Below are 14160 nucleotides of genomic sequence, written 5' to 3'. Positions count from 1 at the left end.
AATCACTCAGCGCGCGTCAGGGCTCCGCGCGCCCGCCCGGATGCCTGCCTCAGCAGCCAAGCGGCCGTCGTCGTCCGCCTCCCCGGTCCGCAAGCCGGCACCCAAACCGGGCACCAAGACGGGCACCAAACCGGCGCCCCGCCGCTGACCCCGCCAGCCTCGGCCGGCGAGCACCGCCGTCGCCACCCCGCCCAGGAGGAGCAGCCCGCCAGCCAGTTCCGCCGGCGTCGGCACCTCCCCCAATGCCAGCCAGGCCGCGCTCATGCCCACCACGGGAACCAGCAGGGTAAAGGGCACCACGGCCGACGACGGGTAGCTGGCCAGGAGCCGGTTCCAGATCCCGTACCCCACCAGGGACGCGAAAATGGCCGTGTACAGCGCACTCAGGATCGTGGCCGGCTGGAGGTCTGCCAGCGTGCCGAACACCGCATCCGGGCCGTCCACCAGCAGCGACAGCGCGGCGAGGGGCAGCGGAACCACTGCGCCCGACCAGACCACCAGCCCCAGCCCGGAGGCGGTCTTAGCCTGACGCGCAATGACGTTGCCGGCAGCCCAGGACAGCGCGGCTCCCAGGACGATGATCAGCGGCAGCAGCGGAGCCACGGCACTGCGGCCGACTGCCACCACGGCCAGGCCCGCAACGCCGAGAACGACGCCGGCCAGTTGGCTCCGGCTGGGACGCTCGCGCAGGAACCCGGCAGCCAGGAGGACGGTGAGCAGTACCTGCGCCTGGAGGACCAGAGAGGCGAGGCCCGCCGGCATGCCCAGCGCCATGGCCAGATAGAGGAGACCGAACTGGCCCGCGCTCATAAAGGCGCCGACGCCGATGATCGCCTTCCAGCTGACGTCGGGCTTCCTGATGAAGAAGATGCAGGGGAAGACCACCAGAAGGAACCGCATCGCCACAAACAACAGCGGGGGAACCTCACGGCCGTTCGCATTCAGGCCGAAGTCGATGGCTACGAAGTTCAGGCCCCAGAGAACGGCGACCAGGGCAGCGAGGAGGGAGTGGCGGAGGTTCACGGTCCTACTCTGACAGAAGGGCTAATGAAGCACCAGCATTGAATTCTGCGTCTAATCATGTACTTTTGCTTCATGATTGAGATCGGTTCGCTCCGGGCCCTGGCGGCAATTGAACAACACGGTTCGGTCATAGCGGCGTCGGAGGTGATGGGCTTCAGTCCGTCCGCCGTCTCCCAGCAGATCAAGAAGCTTGAGAAGCAGACCGGGTTCCCCGTCCTGGAACGCCGCGGCCGCGGGGTGCTGCTGACCGAGCGGGGGCTCACCCTGGCAGCCTACGGCAGGCGCATCCTGTCGGAACTTGAGGAACTGGAATCCACCCTGTTGGCGGATCCGGCCAAACCCACCGGGCACCTCAGGGTTGTTTCCTTTTCCACGGCCTGCCGGGGCCTCGTGGGGCCGCTGCTGGGACGGCTAGCTTCATCCGGAGCGGACCTGGACATCAGCGTGCTGGCCGAGGACCCGCGGGAAGCCGTGGCGCGGGTGGCCAACGGGGAGGCGGACCTGGGTGTGGTCCACAACTGGAACTCCGTCCCGCTGGTGATACCGGAACACATGACGCTCGAGTGGCTGTGCGAGGACGTTGCGGACGTCCTGGTGCACCGCGACCATCCCTTGGCAGGACGCGGCCGGGTGGAACCGGCGGACCTGGTGGACGAACGCTGGATCAGCACGCCGCACGGAGCCATCTGCAACGAGGCGCTCCTGAGGATATTCGCCGATCTTGGCCGGGTGCCGGACATCAGGGTCTACGATCCTGACTTTGCAACCCACATCGCCTTGGTGGAGCAGGGAGCCGTCGTGGCGCTGGTCCCCCGCCTCGGCCGGCCCGCGCTGCCTGCGGACGTCGTCGGCCTGCCCCTGGTCAACCCCACGCAGGTCAGGCAGGTGGGCATCGTGTACCGCCGGACCATGGCGGCCAGCCCGGGCATCCAGCACGTCGCCGGACTGCTGCGGGAGGTCGCTGGGTCCCGTGGGGTCAGTGGGCTCGCGGGACCTTGAACTTGGTCAGCCGGGCGTCCTGCCCGTCCAGCTCGGCCCAGGATTTTTCCGTTTCCAGCACCGTGAGGGCGCTGGTGGGGTAGCGGGTGGCGGCGTCCATGTAGGCGTCGTGGTTCGAGTCGCGTGAGGCCAGGTGCATCGCGAGGTCCTGGACGCCCGGCATGTGCGAGATGAGCATCAGGGTGGTGACGGTGTCAGGCACATGGTTGACCACGGCGAGCATCCGCAGCGCAGAGGCGGCGTAGAGTCCGTCCTCAAGTTTCGGCGTCGGGGCCTTATCCCCCAGTTCAGAGCACACCCACGTGCAGGTCTGGCGGGTGCGCAGCGCACTGGAACACAGGATGAAGTCCGGGAGGACGCTGTGCTTGACCAGCCACTTGCCGGCCAGGGGCGCCTCGCGGTGTCCTCGTTCCTCCAGCGGCCGCTCATGATCCGCCACGCCGCCGGGCCAGTCGGCCTTGGCGTGCCGCATGATCACCAGGCGTTTGATGTGGTGGTCGCTCATCCCCCAAGCCTAGACCCGCAGGACCCACGGCGCCGCCCCGTCACGCCCAGCACGCTTCTGGGGGGCGAGAGAGTCTGGCCCCGCGGAATGCCGGGCCCAGCTGCGCAGCGGAAGCTCAAAGCCTGTTCCCCGTGACAAACCATGGCCACTCCGCCGTCGACCAATAGCCGCGGAGGCCAATCACTCACGAGCCCGGACGCACAAAAGCGGCATTTCGCGCTGAAGGGCGCTGCAGCGAAGCGGGCCATCCCGAAAGCGCCGTTGTTGCGCGGGGCCACGCCGCCCGGGTTCCCTGGACGAGCCTGCGAGGCTAGGGAGGCGGTGGGGAGGTACGGGCGCAGGCAGAGGGATCCTGCCGCGAAAGCGAAAGCGGCCGTCCCCACGGCGAAATGCCACTTTGGTGCGTCGCTGAAAGGCTAGATCGAGTATTCCGGAGCGGCCCAGACAATAACCTCGGGGTGCTCGTAGAAGCGGTAGCCCTGGCCGCGGACGGTGCGGACGGTGTTGGCGAGGCGGCCCAGCTTGGAGCGGAGGCGGCGGATGTGGACGTCGATGGTGCGCTCGTTGGGCACTTCCTCGGCGTTGCGCCACAGGCCCTCGAGCAGTTCATCGCGGCCAACGGTGCGGGTGCCGTTTTCCACCAGGTAGTTCAGGAGTTCAAATTCCTTGAAGGTCAGGTTCAGGGATTCGCCGTCCAGGTGGACTTCGCGGCGGGCAAGGTCGATCAGCACGCCGGACGGGCGCGGGTCCTGGGGCTGCTGCAGCCGCGCAGTCTCGGTGCGCTTCTGCGCGTTCACTGTGGGGTCACCGAAGGTGGAACGGACGACGTCGAGCGCGGAACCCGGGGTGCCGGCGGGGGCCACGGCCACGGCCGCGTAGCTTTCGGCACCGGTCACGAGTGACTGTGCGTAGGCGCGGATTTCCTGGGCAAGTTTGGCAATGGAGGTTCCGGCAGCTGCCGCGGTCTCCTCGTCGATGCCCATATAGAGGACAAATCCACGGGCCACGGTGTCGTTGGCGACTGGCCGCACGGCGTTTGGCCCCGCGATAACCGGAGTTGGCGCGGTCAGCGGCGCGGCTTCGGCAGGCTGGACAGCGCGGAGCTGGCCGTAGGTATTGGGGTTGTAGCCCTGGGGTGAGTAGCCGGGGGCAGGAAAGCTGGCGCTTGGGGCGGCCGGGGCGAATGCCGGTCGGGCACCGAACCCCTGGCGAAGGCCGGAAGCCTGGCCAACCTTGCCTGCGTTACGGACGGAGATGTGGACGTATCCGGATGCAACTGACATGAATGCTTACCTCAATGTGAATGGCCGTCATCGCGGCTCGAATGCTGGTTGTCCCCGCAATGAGATCTGGGGAGGGCGCCCTACGCTGGGCTGGGGGCGAATGCCTAAGAACTTCGTGGGGTCTAAAGGTCAGGCTTGCATTCGGCAACAGCGCATGTCGGCAGCAGCGGATGTGCTGGGCCAATATTCTGCGGCTGCAGGTGCTGTTGAGTTCTTGTTCACAATTGAAAGTGTGCAACGTAACAATGAAAACTTGCAAGTAACAATGGGGGCTTTGTTCCGCATACTGAGACAGAATGCGGTTTTGTGTTGCAGATCACCATTCTGAAATGGCGACAAAATGGGAGTTATTGTCCGCCAAGGGTGCGTAAATGGGCCATATTGGCGAACAATCTTCGCTCTTTCGCGATGCTAAGCCCTCGAAATTCACTGTGCCGTGACTTGCCGAAGTTGCTTGTTGCCTTTGCCGCCTGTCCAGCGGAAACGCCGCCGGCCCGCGCATTGTCGGCGTCCCGCTCGCCCACCCGGGACGGCTCCCCCATCCGCGCCCTGGTGGTTGACGACAAACCCAGCCTTTCCGAACTCATGAGCATGGGGCTGCGCATGGCCGGATGGTCCGTTTGCCGTGGCTTCGGATGGCCGGGAGGCCGTCAAGCACGCCAAGGAGTTCCGCCCGGACGTCCCGGTGCTGGACGTAATGCTGCCAGGGTTCAACGGCGTTGAGCTGCTGGGCAGGATCCGCGACTTCGCACCGGAGGTACCTGCGCTTTTCCTGACCGCCAAGGACGCCGTCCAGGACAGGATCGTGGGCCTGGCGGCCGGCGGGGACGAATACGTGACCAAGCCCTTCAGCGTGGAGGAGGTCCTGCTGCGGCTGCACAGGTGGACCTCACACAACTCGTGATCGAAACCGTCAGGGACGAGAAAGTCATCGCCCCGGACCACCACTGGCGCCTTGAACTGCCTGACGAGTTGAACTGCCTGACGAGCCGCTCGCCGTCACCGGTGATGCGACCCATCTGCGGCAGGTGCTGGTCAACCTTCTCTCCAACGCGCGCAAGCACACGCCGCCGGGAACCACCGTCGTCACCGCTGTCACGAAGTCTGCCGATGGCAACGCGGCGGTGACGGCAACGGACGACGGCGGCGGCATCCCTGCGGAGTTCGCGGACCATGCTTTCTCCCGGCTTGCCCGCGCAGACCCCGGCCCGCAAGGGCATGGCGCCGGCCTCGGGCGCCGCGGCGTCGGAAGGCACCACTGGCCCGGGCCTGTCCATTGTCCAGTCCAACACGAAGGCCCACGGCGGGAGCGTGGAAGTGACATCGCGGGCAGGTCGGACAGAGTTCGCCTTACTCCTCCCTACCGGCGCCGTGGCACGAACCGACGCCCGATCACAGCAAGGCGACACACCGTCGTCGTGATTTCTGTTACCAAAATGTGACTTAAGCTTCCGGCTCCTGTAGCGTCGAACAGGTGCGGATCCCGTTCGGGCCGCATATCCGGATGACGCCAAGCTCTGCCGCTTCCCGGATTCCGATTTCAGAGGCAGAGGCGGGGGACCCACCGTCCCGGGCACCAAGTGCCCTTTGGGGTTAAGCCAACACGTGGTTGTGCCGTGTGGCCGGATGCCCTCATCCGAACCCGACAGCTAACTCCGCAGGTGTGAGAGGCGATCCATCATGTCTGAATTCAAGGTACAAACGCGCCCGCAGGGCGACACAAAGTCCGATAGCCACCGTAAGCAAACCCGCTTCAGTGCGGCAATGTCCCCACTGTCCAAGGTGGCCCGGATTCCCTCCGTGGGCCAGCGCGCCGCGGTGTTTGCCACGGCGGGCGCCCTGCTGATCGGGGTCAGCGCCGCTGGACACGCTTCCGAGTCTGCATCGCTTGCGGCCAGCGCGGACCAGGCCGCCGAAGAAACCGGCGCCCAGTCGAAACTGAGCTTCGAAGCAGCCCAGATCCAGCCCCCGGCCACCCCGGAAGCTGCGCCAGCCGAAATCAACGTCGCGCCCCAGGCTGCCGCCCCGGCACCTGCCCCGGCCCCAGCTCCGGCTCCGGCTCCCGAGCCCGCCCCCGCACCTGTTGTGCCCGTCAACGACCCCGCCGGGGCACAAGCCTACGCCGCCAGCCAGCTGGCGACCTACGGCTGGTCCGCCGACCAGATGCAGTGCCTGCAGACGCTGTGGACCAAGGAATCCGACTGGTCCACCACGGCCACCAATGCCAGCAGCGGCGCGTACGGCATCGTCCAGTCGTTGCCCGCTGAAAAGATGGCGAGCGCCGGCGCGGACTACCTCACCAATTACCGCACGCAGATCAACTGGGGCCTGAACTACATCCAGGAGCGGTACCAGTCACCGTGCGGCGCGTTGAACTTCCACCTGTCGCACAACTGGTACTAGGCAAACTCCCCCGCGCCGGGGCATCCCGGCGCGGGGGTCAGGGGTTCCCTGCCCAGCGGCTCCGGGCCATACTTGGGCCATGAAATTCACCACCACCATCCTGGGCAGCGGCAACAAGGCGGGCATTGAGGTTCCGGAGGAGGTCATCTCGGCTCTCGGCGCAGGCAAGCGTCCGCCGGTTGTGGTGACCATCAACGGAAAGAGCTACCGGAGCAGCATCGCGGTCATGGGCGGACAGAACCTGATCGGGGTGAGCACCGCTAACCGGGAATTCACCGGAGTTGCCGCTGGCGACACCGTCGAGGTCGACGTGGAACTGGACACCCAGCCGCGCATCATCGAGGTCCCCGACGATCTGGCCGCCGCCCTGGCCGCCGAACCCGACGCGCAGGCGTTCTACGCCACGCTGAACTACAGTACGCAGCGCCGGTACGTGGAGCCAATCGGCGATGCCAAGACGGACGAAACCCGGGCCCGGCGGATCACGAAGATGGTCACCGCCCTCAAAGCCGGAAAGAAATGATCTGCCGTCCCCTGGCGTCCGTTTCCACGGAGACGCGCACAGCACTGTAGTCCGGGATGTGGAGCAGGCCTGCCGGCAAATCGCCCGTATTGGGACCCACGGCCACCGTCCGGATACCGGCGGCAACGCCTGCCGCGATTCCGGCGGGCGCGTCCTCGAACACCACGGCGTCCTCCAGCTTCACGCCCAGCAGCCCGGCTGCCATCAGATACCCTTCCGGGTGCGGCTTGCCTCGTGTGACCAAGTCCGCCGTCACGGCCGTGGCCGGCATGGCCAGTCCCGCGGCGTCCATGCGGATGTCCGCGAGGTCCTGTCCGCTGAAGTCACCAGCGCCACTGCCTGGGCGGGCAGGCTGCGGAGCAGCTCGGCAGCCCCCGGCAACGCGACGATACCGGCAGTCCGCACCCTTTCCATGTCGCCGAGTTCGGCAGTGAGCGCCACGACATCGGCCCCCGCCGGGGCGAACCTACGCACGGTGTCGGCAGCCTGGACGCCGTGCGAAGTGCGCAGGATTTCGGCGATGTCCAGACCGTACCGGACAGCGAATTCTCCCCAGACCTCCTCCACTACTGCCGTCGAGTCCACCAGCGTGCCGTCCATATCGAAATGGACGGCCCGGCAGGTCAGTGTTCGTGTAGCGGCAGGTGTTCGTGTGGCGGCAGGTGTGGGGATTTTCATGCTGCCTATTTTGCCTCAGGCGTCACGGCCCGGGATGTACTGCACGGCCCACTTGTTGCCGTCGGGATCGGCGAAATAGACGAAGTGCCCCCAGTCCTGCACGTCAATATCGCTGACCTCCACTCCGTTGCCCTTGAGGTGGTCGTGGGCAGCCTGGATGTCGCTGACCACCATCTGCAAGCTTGGGGCCGTACCCGAAGGGGCGTCATTGAGGCCCTCGCCAATACAAATGGAGCAGGCGGATCCCGGCGGGGTCAGCTGGACGAAGCGGATGCCATCCATGGGCCGCTCGTCGAAATCCGGGTTGAATCCAACTTTGTTGACGTAGAAATCCTTGGCTCGGTCCACGTCGGATACGGGCACAAAAACGAGTTCAAGTTTCCAGTCCATGCGCCACAGGCTAACGGCGGCGGCAGGAAAGCGGAAGACCTAAATTCTGGAGGAGCCCCGTACTAGCCGGCGATGCCGTACAGGCGGTCGCCGGCGTCGCCCAACCCGGGAACGATGTAGGACTTCTCGTCGAGCCGTTCGTCAATGGAGGCCAGCACGATGGTCACATTGGCCTCGGCAAGTTCCTCTTCGAGCTTGGCCAGGCCTTCCGGCGCGGCCAGGAGGCAAATGCACGTGACGTCGGAAGCCCCGCGTTTGAAGAGGAACTTGATGGCTTCGCGCAGGGTTCCGCCGGTAGCAAGCATGGGATCCAGCACAAAGATCTGCCGGTCCGTCAGGTCTTCCGGGAGTCGCTCCGCATAGGTGATGATGTCCAGGGTTTCCTCGTCGCGCGCCATGCCCAGGAAGCCCACCTCAGCGGTGGGGACCAGCTTGGTCATGCCCTCGAGCATGCCGAGTCCAGCACGCAGGATGGGGACCACCAGAGGCGTGGGCTTGGTGAAAGCTGTGCCCACTGTGGTGCTGACCGGGGTTTCGATGGTGACCGGCTGGGTGCGGACCTCACGGGTAGCCTCGTAGGCCAGGAGCGTCACTAGCTCTTCCGTCAGCTGCCGGAAGACCGGTGACGAAGTGTTCTTGTCCCGCAGGACGGTGAGCTTATGGGCGACCAGCGGGTGGTCCACAACGAGAGTGCGCATGCGTCAAAACTATCACCCGCACGGACGGCCTCCGGCCGGGAATCAGCTCGACTGTTCGTCCCGGAGGGCGGGGTGTTCGAACGTTGGCGCCGGCCCCGCATGCTCGCGTTTCCGCAGCAGATGGAACAGCCTGTGCGCCAGGATCACCATGCCCACCCAGGCAAGCCCCAGGAACCAGCCGGCCATCACGTCGGTCAACCAGTGGTGGCCTAGGAACACCCGGCTCAGGCCCATGGCGATGATGAAGATCACCCCGGCGATGATGGTCGTGATGCGCGCCCAGAGCAGCTCGAACTGGAGGCACATGACGTACACCAGCACACCGATCACCACCGTCGTGTTCAGGGTGTGGCCGCTGGGGAAGGACGGAGATGTCTCGTACGGCGGGACCGCTTCGGAGTGGTCCGGGCGGGTACGGCCCACCAGCCGCTTGCCGACGGTAGTTGCGAAAGTGGATACGGCGGCCGCGCCGCCCACCAGGATGAGGGGCCGCCAGGTCCGGCCCAGGAACGTGAGCCATGCGGTCAGGATGCTCGCCAGGATGGGCATGCCGATGCCCCCGCCGATGTTGGTGAACGCTGTTACCCCGGCATCCAGCGCGGGGTTCCGCAAGCCCTGGGACAGCTCCAGCGCGGGCAGGTCCAGTGCCGTCAAGCCCCTATCATTCACCACGTTGTTGTACACCTCGGCACCGAGCAGGGCCATGATGACCACCAACGCGCCGCCCACCAGCAACGTTATCCACAGCGCGGCGTATGGCTTGAACCATTGGCCGAGGCGGTCCCTGAGTCTGTCCACGTCCACGGTGCCTCCCCGGCGTCGATGCTTGCAAGGCTGGATATCCCTAGAAACTATCATTGAGCCATGGTCGCCGCAGAAACGAACCACCTCGAATGGATGGGTCTTGCCCTGGACGAAGCCCGGCGCGCGCTGGCCACCGAGGACGTGCCCATCGGCGCCGTGGTGATAGGGCCCGACGGCGCTGTGCTGGGTTCCGGACGGAACCAGCGGGAAGAGCTGGGAGACCCCACCGCCCACGCCGAGGTGGTGGCCATCCGCCAGGCGGCGGACCGGTTGCGTGCCTTGTCCAAGCTCGACGGCGGCACCGGGGACGGATGGCGGCTGGCGGACTGCACGCTCGTGGTGACACTGGAGCCGTGCGCCATGTGCGCCGGCGCGGTGGTGCTGGCCAGGATTCCCCGTGTGGTCTTCGGCGCCTGGGACGAGAAAGCCGGAGCGGCGGGCTCGGTGTTCGATGTCCTCCGCGAGCGCCGGCTCAACCACTGGGTTGAGGTGTACGGCGGCGTCAGGGAAGAGGAGTGCGGAGCGGTCCTCAGGGACTTTTTCGCAGCGCACCGCAGCCAGCTGTAACGGGTCGCAGGCCGGCTGTAACAGGTCACAGGCCGTCTGCGACGCCTCTCAGCCAGCGGCATTCAGGGCGTCGATCCTGTTCTGGCGCGAGGCCGGTGAGTCGAGGCTGAACGAGCGGAAGTCGCCCAGCCCGTCCCGGATCCAGGCCTCTACGTCGGCGATGCGCCGGGATACTGCGGGTGTGGCCCCGTCAAAGAGCCAATGGGCAATCCGTGATTTCCCGGGATCGTATTGCCACAGCCCGATGATCCGGCCGCGGTCGAAGATGGGGTGGTCCGGCAGGTCAGCCTGCAAAGCCAACGTGGAACCCAGGACGTTCTTGCCCTTGTCCTGGTCGGCAAACAGATCCCCTGAGTTCCTGCGGAGCAGGACCAACGAGTCCGTGCCGGCCAACAGCTGAATCTGTTCCTCCGCCGGCGCCTCGAACGACGCAAGGCGCCCGACGTCGTCGGGCAGCATCCACAGCACCTCAGCGTTCGCGGTGGGAATCTCTAACGCCCCAGTGGCGGCCAACGCCGCTTTGGTGTGGGCCAGGGTGAACCCGGTGAACCATTGCGACTGTTTGACCGTGGCACCTCCAGTCCAGCCGAGATAGCGCTCCAGCAGGAGGCTTCGGGCGGCGTCGTCGTCCATGGCGGTCGGCGGCAGCCCCCACAGCGTATAGGCGTAACGCTGCTGATCCAGCCGGCCGTTGGCGGGCACGCGCCGGATCCGGCCGTCCGTCTGGAGGAGGCCCAACGCCGTCGGCAACGTGGTAGCGGCGCCCTTCTTTTTGCCCTCTTCGCCGAGGTTCCGGACCGAATCGCCCAGCAGGTCCTTGAGCTGCTTGGGGTCCAGTGGGCTGCCGGCTTCGGCCAGGGCGTGGAGGACCTCCTCCTCCAGCAGCTTGATCTCGCCGCGCTGGACGCCCATTCTTGCCAACACTCGGAACGGTGCCACGGCGGCGTCCCGGCCGATCTGGAGACCCCACGCAAAGTCATCGCGCCCCAGCACATACGTACAGCCCCGGGCGGTGGGAAGCTCATGGATTTTCAGGGACAGGACGTCGGCATCAGCCTGCGCGCGGCTTGTGCCGGCGCGGGCAAAGAGCGTGAGGTACGGGTTGGCTCCGCCGACGGAACGTGCCCAGCCTGCTCTGGTGAACACGTCGGCGGCGTCCGCGCCCTGCAGTGTGCCGTCGAGGCCCTGCTTGTGCCAGGCCCATGCCCTGAGGAGTTCAGGGGTGAGCACCTGCGGATCCGGGGCTTCTTGGCTCAGCGCTTGTGGGATCAGTGCTTGTGGGATCAAGACGGTGGCGGAGGTCGGGTGCGTGGTCATGGCTTATTGTCCACTGGCCGTCCCCGCGGCGGTAGGCATCCCCTCGGCCGGGGTTTCTTCAGGAGGCGATTCTTCGGGAGGCGCTTCGTTGGCCGGCGCTTCTTCAGCGTGCACTTCTTTGGCGGGCGCACCAAGGATCTCCAGGACGTTCCGGGCGGTGGAGTCCCAGCCGGGCAACTGTTCCCGTGCAGCGAGGGCAGCCGCACGCCAGCCGGCGCGGAGAGTTCCGTCCAGCAGCCACTGCCGGATCACGGCAACGAGGACGTCCGGGCGGCTGTCTTCGCGTCCGCTGTCTTCAGTTCCGGCGAGTCCGACGGCGGCTCCCGGCACCGCATATGCCCCACCATCAGGCTCACCATCACGCTCGCCGTCCAGTCTTCCCGCAAGTCTTCCAGCGAGGCCCAACGCGTCCACGGCCCCGGTTCCCTCCCGCACGATGACGGGAATGCCTCGGGCCAGCGATTCCGTCACCACAAGTCCAAAGGCTTCGGCCCGGGACACAAGCACGCTCAGGTCCGTCCGATCCCATTCGTCCGCCAGAGCGGTCCCGACGAGTTGGCCGGTTACGCGCACCCTGCCCTCCAATCCATAGGAGGAAATGGCTGCCCGGACCTGTGCCGCGTAGGCGGGGTCGGCGTCGTCCGTTCCCACCAGAGACGCTGTCCAGGCGAGGTCCTGGAGCCTGGCCAGCGCGGCCACGGTCAGCAACTGGTCCTTGTTGGGCAGCAGCGCGGCCACCGCAATGATGTGGGGCGGGCCCGAACCTGACGCCACGGGTGCAGGGTCCGTGCCGGGCAGGGCAACCCGGCTGGCGGGGAGTCCGTGCTTTTCTGTCGCCGAGGCCGCTGCGGACGAACTGGTGCAGATCACTCCGGCGGCCGCGCGCAGTGCCCGCCCTTCGCCGTCGGCATGGCTGGGCGACGGCATGTGCTGCAGGACCCAGGTGTGTTGTCCGGCGGCCGCGGCGTACTCCAGTTCGTCAGGGGCCCCGCACGCAATCAGCCCGTCCACGAGGGTGACCGTTTCCGGGGTGATGTCCGCCCGCGGTTGGTCCGCCCCGGGGTCCCAGGCGCCCAGCAGGCCGCCCAGCCGCCGTCGTTCTTTAGCGCTGGCGTCAGGCCAGGAACCTTCCACCGCCAGTATCTCCACGGCAACCCCCAACGTTCGCAGGTCTTGGGTGAGCCGCGCGTTGTAGACGTTGCCGCCGGAGTTGTGGCGGATGTTGGCGGGGACCAGGAACCTGACCAGCATGGGATCAGGCGGACGGGTCGTAGGTGTAGGTGGCCCAAGCGTCCGGATTCTCACGCAGGGTGACGTCGATCCCCGCGAGCTCGCGGCCGTCGTCGTCATCCTTGAGCTTGGCTGCGACGGCGTGGACGATGTACTCGGCAAGTGCCTCGGTGGTGCTGAGCTTGCCTTCGAAGTCCGGGTGTTCGTCCAGGTTTTTGTAGTTGAGGCCGGACAGCACGTTCTCGATGATGCCGCCGGCAGCCCCGATGTCCAGGACGATCGAGTCCTGGTTCAGCGCACGACGGCGAAACGTCACCTCCGCCACGAACGTCGCCCCGTGGAGGGCCTGGGCCGGGCCAAATGCCTCCCGCGGGAGGCTGTGGGCGATCATAAAATGGCGTCGGACGGTCAGGCTGAACACGGGCTACTTCCTGTCTTTGGGGTCGGTACTGCGGTCGGTTCGTTCGGGGCTGTCAGCGTTGGGGTATTCGATCACATGGCACAGGGCTTCGAGCGTGCCGTCGGCGAGGTTCTGCACTACTGCCGGCAGGTCCGTGAACGGAGACGCGCCGGTGAGGAAGGCATCGAAGACCGGGTCCTTGAGGAGCTCAACAGCCAATTCGAGGCGCTCGGCCGTGGTCCGGCGGTGTCGCCGTGCCCGGGCAACGACCCCCACCTGGCTGGCCCGGATGGAGAGCCGGCGTGCGTGAAAGTCCTCACCGAGCGGCAGCGTGACCTTGCGGTTGGCGTACCAGGACATCTCGATGATCTCCCCCTCATCGCCGGCAAGCTGCAGGCTGCGTTCGAGGCCTTCCTGGGCCGCAGAGCAGTGGAACACGATGTCGCAGTCAGGTTTAGCATCATCCGGGTGGGCGAACTCCACGCCTAGCTTGTCCGCCAGGTGCGCACGTTCCGGGTCCAGGTCCACGAGCTGGAGGCGGGCCAGCGGGAAAGTGCGCAGGAGCGTGGCCACCATCCCGCCCACCAGACCGGCGCCGACCACGGCGATCCGGTCCCCCAGCCTCGGCCCGGCTTCCCAGAGGGCATTGATGGCGGTTTCCACAGTGCCGGTGAGGACGGCACGGCGGGCCGGAACGCCGTCGGGAATCCTGGTGAGGGCGTTAGTGGACATGACGTAGCGGTCCTGATGTGGATTGAGGCAGAAGACCTTCTGGCCCGCCCAGCCTTCGGGCCCCTCCTCCACGATTCCCACCGAGAGATAGCCGAATTTCACGGGCGACGGGAAGCTGCCTTCCTGGTGCGGCGCGCGCATCTCCTCAGCCACGCGGGGCGGGACGGAGCCAGTGTGGACAACAATTTCCGTGCCCTTGCTGATGCCTGAATACAGCGTGCGGACCAAAGCTTCGCCGGGCCCGGGGGCAGGCAGTGTCTCGCCCCTGAGCTCGCCATGCTCCGGGCCCGTAGTCCAGTACGCGGTCGCCTGTGCCTCTTTGCCTAAATTAGTCATCTTGCTTATGAATCTAGTCCGTTGGGGGCTCTCCGCGACACCCACCCGGCGCGAACGGATCCTTGCGGCATGGCGGGTTGGCGCGACCCCGCCCTGTCGTCACGTGGCGTTGGCGGTCAGACTGTGGTGTGGGCAGCTAGGGAGAAGCCCCAGTTCGGCTAGGGCATGTCTCCTAATTCCTTGAGCCAGATGGTGATGGCGCGGAGGACGACTCCGCCGCGGTAGGTCAGAGCGAGCTTGTCGTAGCGGGTGGCGAGGCCGCGCCATTGCTT

16 protein-coding genes, 3 pseudogenes and 1 riboswitch are annotated in these 14160 nt (G+C 66.4%); of the genes and pseudogenes, 6 read left to right on the top strand and 13 right to left on the bottom strand.

The window, feature by feature from the left end; translation table 11 throughout:
* Positions 1 to 6: 6 nt before the first annotated feature.
* Positions 7 to 1023, bottom strand: a complete 1017-nt coding sequence (locus tag ACZYZ4_RS14705) for an EamA family transporter (RefSeq protein WP_463862051.1) — start codon at positions 1021 to 1023, stop codon at positions 7 to 9.
* Positions 1024 to 1095: 72 nt separating this feature from the next.
* Between ACZYZ4_RS14705 and ACZYZ4_RS14700 the strand changes: the two genes are divergently transcribed.
* Positions 1096 to 2022 (top strand): LysR family transcriptional regulator, encoded by a 927-nt coding sequence (locus ACZYZ4_RS14700; protein WP_463862049.1) that lies wholly within the window; start codon positions 1096 to 1098, stop codon positions 2020 to 2022.
* Here ACZYZ4_RS14700 and ACZYZ4_RS14695 read toward each other — a convergent pair.
* Together ACZYZ4_RS14695 and ACZYZ4_RS14690 are read right to left on the bottom strand one after the other, a co-directional pair.
* Positions 2000 to 2527 carry a SixA phosphatase family protein gene (locus tag ACZYZ4_RS14695; RefSeq protein WP_463862047.1) on the bottom strand — a complete coding sequence of 176 codons (528 nt, stop codon included), beginning with the start codon at positions 2525 to 2527 and terminating at the stop codon, positions 2000 to 2002. The genes ACZYZ4_RS14700 and ACZYZ4_RS14695 overlap by 23 nt on opposite strands.
* Before the next feature lie 416 nt (positions 2528 to 2943).
* Positions 2944 to 3810 carry a winged helix-turn-helix domain-containing protein gene (locus ACZYZ4_RS14690; RefSeq protein WP_463862045.1) on the bottom strand — a complete coding sequence of 289 codons (867 nt, stop codon included), beginning with the start codon at positions 3808 to 3810 and terminating at the stop codon, positions 2944 to 2946.
* Between the two features lie 501 nt (positions 3811 to 4311).
* On the opposite strand from ACZYZ4_RS14690, the pseudogene ACZYZ4_RS14685 reads away from it, so the two are divergent.
* The 4 genes and pseudogenes from ACZYZ4_RS14685 to ACZYZ4_RS14670 all read left to right on the top strand — a co-directional run.
* Positions 4312 to 4693 (top strand): annotated as a pseudogene (locus tag ACZYZ4_RS14685) (response regulator); the annotation flags it as partial.
* Positions 4669 to 5232 (top strand): annotated as a pseudogene (locus ACZYZ4_RS14680) (sensor histidine kinase); the annotation flags it as partial. The pseudogenes ACZYZ4_RS14685 and ACZYZ4_RS14680, both read left to right, overlap by 25 nt.
* Positions 5233 to 5332: 100 nt before the next feature.
* Positions 5333 to 5485: riboswitch (cyclic di-AMP (ydaO/yuaA leader) on the top strand.
* 5 nt (positions 5486 to 5490) lie between these two features.
* Complete coding sequence (locus ACZYZ4_RS14675; protein WP_463862043.1) at positions 5491 to 6213, top strand: aggregation-promoting factor C-terminal-like domain-containing protein; 723 nt, start codon at positions 5491 to 5493, stop codon at positions 6211 to 6213.
* A gap of 79 nt (positions 6214 to 6292) precedes the next feature.
* Positions 6293 to 6736, top strand: a complete 444-nt coding sequence (locus ACZYZ4_RS14670; RefSeq protein WP_463862041.1) for a DUF1905 domain-containing protein — start codon at positions 6293 to 6295, stop codon at positions 6734 to 6736.
* Here ACZYZ4_RS14670 and ACZYZ4_RS14665 read toward each other — a convergent pair.
* The 5 genes from ACZYZ4_RS14665 to ACZYZ4_RS14645 form a co-directional block, all read right to left on the bottom strand.
* The gene (locus tag ACZYZ4_RS14665) at positions 6717 to 7028 is read right to left on the bottom strand and encodes an HAD-IA family hydrolase (RefSeq protein ID WP_463862039.1); all 312 of its coding nucleotides are present in this window, start codon (positions 7026 to 7028) and stop codon (positions 6717 to 6719) included. The genes ACZYZ4_RS14670 and ACZYZ4_RS14665 overlap by 20 nt on opposite strands.
* Entirely contained in the window at positions 6989 to 7414 is a 426-nt protein-coding gene (locus ACZYZ4_RS14660; RefSeq protein ID WP_463862038.1) for an HAD family hydrolase, read from the bottom strand. Before ACZYZ4_RS14660 ends, ACZYZ4_RS14665 begins: the two co-directional genes overlap by 40 nt.
* 15 nt (positions 7415 to 7429) lie before the next feature.
* Entirely contained in the window at positions 7430 to 7804 is a 375-nt protein-coding gene (locus ACZYZ4_RS14655) for a VOC family protein (protein ID WP_463862036.1), read from the bottom strand.
* Between the two features lie 62 nt (positions 7805 to 7866).
* Positions 7867 to 8502 carry a uracil phosphoribosyltransferase gene (gene upp / locus ACZYZ4_RS14650; RefSeq protein WP_463862034.1) on the bottom strand — a complete coding sequence of 212 codons (636 nt, stop codon included), beginning with the start codon at positions 8500 to 8502 and terminating at the stop codon, positions 7867 to 7869.
* A 42-nt stretch (positions 8503 to 8544) separates the two neighbouring features.
* On the bottom strand, positions 8545 to 9306 hold the full coding sequence (locus tag ACZYZ4_RS14645) for a phosphatase PAP2 family protein (protein ID WP_463862032.1): 762 nt from the start codon (positions 9304 to 9306) through the stop codon (positions 8545 to 8547).
* 60 nt (positions 9307 to 9366) lie between these two features.
* On the opposite strand from ACZYZ4_RS14645, the gene tadA reads away from it, so the two are divergent.
* Positions 9367 to 9873, top strand: coding sequence for a tRNA adenosine(34) deaminase TadA (gene tadA, locus ACZYZ4_RS14640; protein ID WP_463862030.1), 507 nt, complete (start codon positions 9367 to 9369; stop codon positions 9871 to 9873).
* A 48-nt stretch (positions 9874 to 9921) separates the two neighbouring features.
* Here the strand turns inward: tadA and ACZYZ4_RS14635 are convergent, their stop codons facing one another.
* From ACZYZ4_RS14635 to ACZYZ4_RS14615, 5 genes and pseudogenes are all read right to left on the bottom strand, one after another.
* The gene (locus ACZYZ4_RS14635) at positions 9922 to 11190 is read right to left on the bottom strand and encodes a DNA glycosylase AlkZ-like family protein (protein WP_463862029.1); all 1269 of its coding nucleotides are present in this window, start codon (positions 11188 to 11190) and stop codon (positions 9922 to 9924) included.
* 3 nt (positions 11191 to 11193) lie between these two features.
* On the bottom strand, positions 11194 to 12441 hold the full coding sequence (locus ACZYZ4_RS14630; RefSeq protein WP_463862027.1) for a glycosyltransferase family 4 protein: 1248 nt from the start codon (positions 12439 to 12441) through the stop codon (positions 11194 to 11196).
* A 4-nt stretch (positions 12442 to 12445) separates the two neighbouring features.
* Complete coding sequence (locus ACZYZ4_RS14625; RefSeq protein WP_463862025.1) at positions 12446 to 12841, bottom strand: 6-pyruvoyl trahydropterin synthase family protein; 396 nt, start codon at positions 12839 to 12841, stop codon at positions 12446 to 12448.
* Positions 12842 to 12844: 3 nt separating this feature from the next.
* The gene (locus tag ACZYZ4_RS14620) at positions 12845 to 13888 is read right to left on the bottom strand and encodes a zinc-dependent alcohol dehydrogenase (RefSeq protein ID WP_463862023.1); all 1044 of its coding nucleotides are present in this window, start codon (positions 13886 to 13888) and stop codon (positions 12845 to 12847) included.
* Between the two features lie 158 nt (positions 13889 to 14046).
* Positions 14047 to 14160, bottom strand: a pseudogene (locus ACZYZ4_RS14615) (IS5/IS1182 family transposase); the annotation flags it as partial.

Source organism: Pseudarthrobacter adonitolis (assembly GCF_055412845.1).
The sequence above is the reverse complement of the archived record's forward strand: the minus strand, read 5'-3'. Positions and strand labels throughout refer to the sequence as shown.